Below are 7,336 nucleotides of genomic sequence, written 5' to 3'. Positions count from 1 at the left end.
AGACATATGAAAACTCCCCTTATAGTTTCTAGTGAATTTTTGTTTTTTCACTGTCTACTATATGGGGAGTATATCATAACTCAAGTGTTTTTTTAGTTTATTGACAAAATCTTACGCCTGCGGGGCAAAATAATGGCTAGCAGCGTAGCGATAGTGTTCAATCATCTTTTCAGTCGCATCAATGGCTTCTGGTGATTTAGAAACGGTTGAGTCAAAGGAATGAAAAGCCCCTTTGTAGATGTCAATATCAGCTATGACACCAGCAGCCTTTAGATGTGAGATGTAAGCAACTACCTCATCGTAAAAAGGCTCAATGTCTCCAACAAAGGTATAAGTTGGAGGGAGCTTAGTGTAGTCTGTCAAACGAGCTGGAGCTGCGTATGGAGAGACTTCGTCTGTGCCAAAGGTGTCGCCAAGATAGAGTTGCCATGCAGCACGATTGCTCTTTTCACTCCAGATGGGAGCGTCGTTGTCCTTCATGGAGTCTGTCGTCATACGGTCGTCTAGCATAGGGTAGAGTGGCAGTTGAAAGGCGATATTGACATCTCCCTTATCTCTAGCGTAGGCGCTCAACAGCAGGTCAAGCCACCACCAGCGCTCTCGCCACCGACAAAGAGTTGGTCTTTGTGAATGCCCAGACGCTCAGCATTGTCTTTCATCCAAAGCAGGGTGTCATAACTATCCTCAAAGGCAGCTGGAAAAGGTGCTTCAATGGACAGGCGATAATCTGGTGCTACAATGACAGTGGGACTGCTAGTGATGATTTTTTCATAGGTTTCAGTACAGACCTCTGGCACACCAAAAGCATAACCACCTCCGTGATTCCACAAGAGCCCTGTCACAGGTTGATTTGGGTCAAGGTCTTTTGGTTTGTAAATGCAAACTCTGATTTGCTTACCGTCACGACGTGGGATAAAGACTTCTTCTTTGACTACTTGAGAGTTGTGTGGCTTACTGCCCTTTTTAAACGTCGTTACCAACTTTTGAACACGTCTAAAGCGTTTCTCATTATCTGGATGAAAAAGCATACGAAACATATTACCCTCACGGCGCATGTTTTCGCTAATCATCTCTTCAGTTACTTTCATGATAGGCTCCTTTTTCTTTTTTTGTATTGTATCATAGGATGTTCTTACAAAGAAAAGAAAAAGCCTATTTTTGTGATAAAAAAGCGCCATCTGTCACAGACTAGCTAAGCTAGGGTATGGACAAAGTTTCTAGTGATGTGATAAACGGTTTGTGTCATTTCATAGTCGCTCTCCTTGCTACCAGATTGCACCCATGTCATGAGCACCTCATACAAACCAGAAGTAACATAACTTTGCCAATAACGGTACATCGTAGGCTTGATAGCCTCTAAAATTCCCTCTTTTGCCATCGTGTCAAGATACTCTTTAAAGGCATGCTTGATGAGGTAGCCAAGGTCAGCTCGCCACAAAATCAAGAGTTCTCGATGAAAAGGACGAAAGGTTTTGAAAAAGAGCAGAGCCGTTGTCAGTTTATCATTTTCATGTATGCTAGCTACCTCGTGACAGTAGTCTGCAAATAAAACATCCAGTTTTTTGCGGATAATATCCTCAAGATTGTTGTAATGACGATAGTAGTACATCCTAGAGACACCAGATAGCTGACAAAGCTCTTGGATACTAATCTTATCAAAAGAAGTAGTGTTAAGTAGTTCCACTAAGCTGTCAAATAAAAGCTCGTGTTTATGTGGTGAGTGGTTGGTTTCTAACATTATGAGTTACAATCCTTTTCATAAAATAAAAAAGCTGAAAATCAGCTTTTTAACTCGTAGCAGGGATGGAGATTTCAATCAAATTGGCTGTGTGCAAGGTTTTAATCTTGTCTAAAAGTGCAATGTTATGGTCGATTTTTCGCTTGAGGAAAAACTCACGGATAGCTTCAAGCTCACTGTCCTTGATAGCACGGTATTTGTTTGAAATCAAGATTTCATAGTGGTAAGGGGCTTGGGTAAATACCACGTCGGTATTGCCAGCTGAATAAGTTTCGACCAGAGTAGCATCGGTATTTGTGAGTTGCCCTTGAACCAACTCGGCATGGCTACTGGTTGTATTGATGAGCCTCATAGGGAACCTCCTATCGTTTTCTTTGTTCTATTATAGCACTTATTGGATGGAAAATCCGTAAAATTGCGGTTTTAATGATGTTTTTTTTGCCATTCTTCGACCCCGTAGCGGTGACTGCCACGTTTTAATTTTCTTTTGGCTTCCTCAATGTCAAACCAAGCGATATGGTTGAAATCCTCTAATGGCTTGCCAGCCACGGTGTAGTTTGTCACCTCATAGAGGTAGGCTGGGTTATAGAAGTAGGTATCTCGGTGGCTAGAGTAAAAATACTCATCAGCCTGACCGTAGTAGTAGCCAACAGTAGCTGTAAAGCCCAGCTCCTCAATCAACTCACGCTCTAGCGCTTTGAGCTGATTTTCCCCAGCTTCAATCTCCCCACCTGGTAAAAACCAAGAGCCGTTGGGGGCTTGAACGAGGACAAGCTGTGTTTTGTCCTCATTTGGGATGATGGCATAGACACCATAGCGGGCTGTGTAAATGACGTCGTCTTTTTTTTCTCCAAAGGTCGGAATGCTCATAGGGTCTCCTTCTGATTCAAAATAATCCTTAGTGGTATTATACTAAATTTTGAAAGAAAATTCTGTAATTTTGTCTTAAAAAAGCAATCTTCCTAAGAAGATTGCTTTTGGTGATTTAGTTAGCTGCGACTTCTTCGCTGGCTTTTTCGTGTTTCTTAGCGGACTTGATAAAGATGTCGCCCTTGCTGTTGAGGACAGCTTTCAAGTGTTTTTCGCTAGGGTGTTCAAGATAGAAGTCAGTGATAGCGTCTTCGATATGGTCTTGGATGGTACGACGTAGTGGACGAGCACCCATTTTTGGATCGTATCCAAGGTCGACCAGTTTTTCCTTGACCTTGTCTGTGACATCAAGGTGAATGTCATTAACCGCAAGACGGCTATTGACGGTGTCAAGCATAAGATCAACGATATGAAGGAGATTGTCCTTGCTGAGTGCCTTGAACTCAATGATACCGTCAAAACGGTTCATAAACTCAGGGTTAAAGAAGTTGCCAAGCTCACCAAGAACAGAGTGCGTGCGTCCTTCGCGACTAGCGCCAAAACCAACGCTGGCTTCGGTTTTGCCTGTTCCGGCGTTTGAGGTCATGATGATGATGGTGTCTTTGAAGCTGACCGTGCGTCCTTGACCGTCTGTGAGACGTCCGTCATCAAGCACTTGAAGGAACATGTGCATTACGTCTGGATGTGCTTTTTCGACCTCATCTAATAAGATGAGTGAGTAAGGATTTCTGCGGACTTTTTCGGTCAATTGTCCTGCTTCGTCGTAGCCGACGTATCCTGGAGGCGCTCCGACTAGTTTTGCGACAGCGTGTTTTTCCATGTATTCACTCATGTCAAAGCGAATCATGCTGTCTGCTGAGCCAAAGAGCTCGATTGCCAGTTGTTTAGACAGCTCAGTCTTTCCGACACCTGTCGGTCCGACAAAGAGGAAGCTTCCGATTGGGCGGTTTGGTGAACCAAGTCCCACACGATTTCTGCGGATGGCTTTAGCGATTTTATCGACAGCGTCGTCTTGTCCGATGACGTGTTTTTTCAGGTCATCAGCTAGGTTAATCAATTGAGACTGTTCTTTTTCTTTCAAATCACCGACAGGGATGTTGGTTTTTTCTTCGATGATATGCTCGATTGTCTTTTCGGTGATGACGGGTGTGTCTTGGTCATCGATTTTTTGCTTTTGCATTTCTTTGTATTTGGCGATCTGATCACGGAAGTAAGCAGCACGCTCGAAGTCTTCGTCACGTGTGGCTTGCGCTTTGAGATTTTCAGCCTCAATTAAGCGCTGATCGATTTCCTTTGGATCGACAAAGTTAAGGGTCAAGTTCATCTTAGAGCCAGCCTCGTCCAAGAGGTCAATAGCCTTGTCAGGCAAGAAACGGTCTTGGATGTAGCGGTTAGATAGGATAGCAGACGCTTTGATGGCTTCGTCGCTGTACTTGACGTGGTGGTAATCTTCATATTTCTTTTGGATACCTTTTAGGATGGTGATGGTCTCATCGACACTTGGCTCATCGACCTTGACAGGTTGCATACGACGCTCAAGCGCAGCGTCTTTTTCGATGATACGGTATTCATTGAGTGTGGTTGCACCGACCAGTTGCAATTCGCCACGAGCAAGAGCTGGTTTCAGGATGTTTCCAGCATCCATATTGCCATCACCTACTGAGCCTGCTCCGACAATCTCGTGAATTTCATCGATGAAGAGGATAACGTCTTTTCGCTCACGGATTTCTTCCATGAGTTTTTGCATACGCTCTTCAAATTGCCCACGAATGCCGGTACCTTGCACGAGACTCACCACATCAAGGCGGATAACTTGCTTGGCTTGGAGTTTTTGAGGCACATCTCCATCCACAATTTTTTGCGCTAATCCTTCCACAACGGCAGTCTTACCAACACCAGGTTCACCGATGAGGACAGGATTATTTTTAGTTCTGCGATTCAAAATCTCGATAACACGCACAATCTCGCTGTCACGACCGATAACAGGGTCAATATCGCCACGGCGAGCAAGGTCAGTGACGTTGATACCAAACTCCTCTAGGAGACCTTGTGGTTGATTGTTTGCTTGCTGACCATTTGGACGGTTGTTGTTGCCGTTGCCACCACGATTACCACCAGACTGTGTCGGAGGTGTATTTGGCAAATCTTGACCGCCAAAGGCACGGAAGTTATTGAGGTCGCCAAAGAAATCGTCAAAAAAAGGATTGATACTACTGGCTTGATTTTGTTGGCGATTGTTGCTTGCGTCATTTAAGCCTGCAAAAAAGGCATTGTTAGGATCTGTTTTGATAATTTGATAGCAGTTTTGGCAAAGGTCAACCTGCTTTTGTTGACCATTAACATTAGTATAGAGGTGAATAGTTGCTTCGTTTAAGTTACAATTTTGACAGAGCATAGAATACCCCTTTCTTCTCTTAATCACTATTAGCAGTAAAGCTAGACGTGCTCTACCGCACTTGACCTAGTTATTAGTCAAAGTTGGTCAAACTTCATAATCCTATTATAGCACCCCTTTTGTAGAATGCAAGCGAAAAGATTGTAAAATTAGCACTCAAAATCGAGAGTGCTAATTCAGCTGTCAAACAAGAGAATCACACTTTTTCTTGTCGTAAGAGCGCTTTTTATGGTAAAATGAGAGTGATTAAAAACTTAGAGGAGAACTAAAATGGAATCACATTTGGTGAGAATCATCAATCGTTTAGAATTGATGGCAACAGATGGTGGTAATCTTAAACGTAATTTTGAACGTGATGGCGTTGTTGTGGCAGAGGTATCTTTTAGCAACGATGCTGAAAACGGACCTGTTTTCACACTTCGTGACGTCAATGCACGTGAGACCTATTCATTTGATAGCATTGATTTGATTGCGATGGAAATTTACGATTTGTTGTATTAAATCATAATGTCCTGAGCAGTGCTCAGGATTTTTTATTAGAGATAGAGACGTTTGACTTGCTTTTTTTGCAATTTTATGCGATAGAGGGGGTCTTGTTATCTATTAGCTAAAAGTATCGACTTATGCCGTTATCGGGGGATTTGTAGGATGTTTCGCTTATAAAATCAACAAGCATCGTCGGATAATAAAAATAAAAGAAAAATGAAAGTTAGGTATTGTATTTTTATTCAAGATGTAGTATAATATTCTCCATATCATCAAAAAGGAGAAGAAAGCTTTATGGATTTTTCATTCATACCGCAATATCTTGATTATTTTAATTATGGCGTGCTTGTCACGATTATGATTTCAGTCTGTGTGGTCTTTTTTGGGACGATTATCGGGGTTTTAGCCGCTCTTATCAAGCGCAGCCACTGGGTCATCAATGGACATGAAATTAAAATTTTTAAATGGCTTGTGAGTTTCTATGTTTGGGTCTTTCGTGGAACACCGATGTTGGTGCAAATTGCTATCGCCTTTGCTTGGATGAGTTTCTTCAACGGTCTACCAACTGTTGGCTTTGGTGTGATTGATATGGATTTCTCACGAATTATGCCAGGGATTGTCATCTTGTCACTGAACAGCGGGGCTTACGTTTCTGAGATTGTTCGAGCTGGGATTGACGCTGTGCCAAAAGGGCAGCTAGAAGCAGCTTACTCTCTTGGTATTCGCCCGCTAAAAGCCATGCGCTATGTTATTTTACCGCAAGCACTGAAAAATATTTTGCCTGCTTTGGGAAATGAATTTATCACAATTGTTAAAGACAGCTCGCTTTTACAAACGATTGGTATCATGGAACTTTGGGGTGGTGCAACAACTATCCAAGCTAAAACTTACATTCCTTTGACACCCTACTTGTTTGCTGCCTTTTACTATTTGATTGTGACGACAGTGCTTACTTGGTTGTTAAAACTCATGGAAAATCGTTTAGGTAAAGGAGAAAGCAAGGCATGACAGAAACCATTCTTTCAATCAAAGATTTACACAAGTCTTTTGGCAAAAATGAAGTGCTAAAAGGCATTGACCTTGATGTGCATAAGGGCGAGGTTATTGCTATTATCGGACCATCTGGTTCTGGGAAATCCACTTTTTTGCGCACTATGAATTTGCTTGAGGTGCCAACAAAAGGGACGATTCACTTTGAAGGTGTGGACATTACCGATAAGTCAAACGACATCTTTAAAATGCGTGAAAAGATGGGTATGGTCTTTCAGCAGTTTAACCTCTTTTTGAACATGTCTGTTTTAGATAACATCACGCTCTCTCCTATCAAGACAAAAGGTATTGATAAGGCAAGCGCTCAAAAGAAAGCTTATGAGTTGCTTGAGAAGGTCGGGCTTCGGGACAAGGCAGACGCTAATCCGCAGAGTTTATCGGGTGGTCAGCAGCAGCGTATTGCTATCGCACGTGGCTTAGCCATGGATCCTGATGTGCTCTTGTTTGACGAGCCAACTTCAGCGCTCGACCCAGAGATGGTCGGTGAGGTGCTAGGAGTTATGCAGGATCTTGCCAAGTCTGGGATGACCATGGTTATTGTCACGCACGAGATGGGCTTTGCTCGTGAGGTGGCTGACCGTGTGATTTTCATGGATGGTGGACACCTCATCGAAGAAGGAACACCAGAAGAGGTCTTTGAACATACCAAAGAAGAACGAACAAAAGATTTCCTCAGCAAAGTACTCTAATGAATATAGGGCTCTTTGTCAACTGTAGTGTGTTGATGAAAAGCTAAGTGCGAGAGAGAACGATTTTCGTTCTCTCTCTTTTGATATTCAAAATGATGAGAATCTTTG

The 7,336-nt window shown here is 42.7% G+C and carries 9 protein-coding genes; 3 read left to right on the top strand and 6 right to left on the bottom strand.

The features are described from left to right. Positions 1-111 precede the first annotated feature (111 nt). The 6 genes from AALA56_RS09525 to AALA56_RS09500 form a co-directional block, all read right to left on the bottom strand. Positions 112-573 carry an alpha/beta hydrolase fold domain-containing protein gene (locus AALA56_RS09525; protein ID WP_369909811.1) on the bottom strand — a complete coding sequence of 154 codons (462 nt, stop codon included), beginning with the start codon at positions 571-573 and terminating at the stop codon, positions 112-114. After that, on the bottom strand, positions 570-1,088 hold the full coding sequence (locus AALA56_RS09520; RefSeq protein ID WP_369909810.1) for an alpha/beta hydrolase: 519 nt from the start codon (positions 1,086-1,088) through the stop codon (positions 570-572). Before AALA56_RS09520 ends, AALA56_RS09525 begins: the two co-directional genes overlap by 4 nt. 104 nt (positions 1,089-1,192) lie before the next feature. Further along, the gene (locus AALA56_RS09515; RefSeq protein WP_369909808.1) at positions 1,193-1,738 is read right to left on the bottom strand and encodes a TetR/AcrR family transcriptional regulator; all 546 of its coding nucleotides are present in this window, start codon (positions 1,736-1,738) and stop codon (positions 1,193-1,195) included. 49 nt (positions 1,739-1,787) lie between these two features. Then, positions 1,788-2,090 (bottom strand): DUF1827 family protein, encoded by a 303-nt coding sequence (locus AALA56_RS09510; RefSeq protein ID WP_164682559.1) that lies wholly within the window; start codon positions 2,088-2,090, stop codon positions 1,788-1,790. A 71-nt stretch (positions 2,091-2,161) separates the two neighbouring features. Next, positions 2,162-2,608 (bottom strand): NUDIX hydrolase, encoded by a 447-nt coding sequence (locus tag AALA56_RS09505; protein ID WP_369909806.1) that lies wholly within the window; start codon positions 2,606-2,608, stop codon positions 2,162-2,164. Between the two features lie 115 nt (positions 2,609-2,723). Further along, positions 2,724-5,003: an ATP-dependent Clp protease ATP-binding subunit gene (locus AALA56_RS09500; protein WP_369909805.1), complete on the bottom strand. Its 2,280-nt coding sequence runs from the start codon at positions 5,001-5,003 to the stop codon at positions 2,724-2,726. 270 nt (positions 5,004-5,273) lie between these two features. Here AALA56_RS09500 and AALA56_RS09495 point away from each other — a divergent pair, with 270 nt between their 5' ends. The 3 genes from AALA56_RS09495 to AALA56_RS09485 all read left to right on the top strand — a co-directional run bounded on the left by AALA56_RS09495 (position 5,274) and on the right by AALA56_RS09485 (position 7,228). Beyond that, entirely contained in the window at positions 5,274-5,504 is a 231-nt protein-coding gene (locus AALA56_RS09495) for a DUF1797 family protein (RefSeq protein WP_115270511.1), read from the top strand. 279 nt (positions 5,505-5,783) lie between these two features. Continuing rightward, positions 5,784-6,497 carry an amino acid ABC transporter permease gene (locus tag AALA56_RS09490; RefSeq protein ID WP_164682565.1) on the top strand — a complete coding sequence of 238 codons (714 nt, stop codon included), beginning with the start codon at positions 5,784-5,786 and terminating at the stop codon, positions 6,495-6,497. After that, positions 6,494-7,228: an amino acid ABC transporter ATP-binding protein gene (locus tag AALA56_RS09485; RefSeq protein WP_369909804.1), complete on the top strand. Its 735-nt coding sequence runs from the start codon at positions 6,494-6,496 to the stop codon at positions 7,226-7,228. Before AALA56_RS09490 ends, AALA56_RS09485 begins: the two co-directional genes overlap by 4 nt. The last annotated feature ends 108 nt before the right edge of the window (positions 7,229-7,336 follow it).

It is taken from the genome of Streptococcus hyointestinalis (genome assembly GCF_041225505.1).
In the GTDB taxonomy this organism is placed as follows: domain Bacteria; phylum Bacillota; class Bacilli; order Lactobacillales; family Streptococcaceae; genus Streptococcus; species Streptococcus hyointestinalis_B.
The sequence above is the reverse complement of the archived record's forward strand: the minus strand, read 5'-3'. Positions and strand labels throughout refer to the sequence as shown.

Bases quoted from the DNA above. Each gene is read 5' to 3' on its own strand.
- AALA56_RS09495 (WP_115270511.1), top strand. From the start codon at position 5,274: ATGGAATCACATTTGGTGAGAATCATCAATCGTTTAGAATTGATGGCA.
- AALA56_RS09500 (WP_369909805.1), bottom strand. From the start codon at position 5,003: ATGCTCTGTCAAAATTGTAACTTAAACGAAGCAACTATTCACCTCTAT.
- AALA56_RS09505 (WP_369909806.1), bottom strand. From the start codon at position 2,608: ATGAGCATTCCGACCTTTGGAGAAAAAAAAGACGACGTCATTTACACA.
- AALA56_RS09515 (WP_369909808.1), bottom strand. From the start codon at position 1,738: ATGTTAGAAACCAACCACTCACCACATAAACACGAGCTTTTATTTGAC.
- AALA56_RS09520 (WP_369909810.1), bottom strand. From the start codon at position 1,088: ATGAAAGTAACTGAAGAGATGATTAGCGAAAACATGCGCCGTGAGGGT.
- AALA56_RS09510 (WP_164682559.1), bottom strand. From the start codon at position 2,090: ATGAGGCTCATCAATACAACCAGTAGCCATGCCGAGTTGGTTCAAGGG.
- AALA56_RS09490 (WP_164682565.1), top strand. From the start codon at position 5,784: ATGGATTTTTCATTCATACCGCAATATCTTGATTATTTTAATTATGGC.
- AALA56_RS09485 (WP_369909804.1), top strand. From the start codon at position 6,494: ATGACAGAAACCATTCTTTCAATCAAAGATTTACACAAGTCTTTTGGC.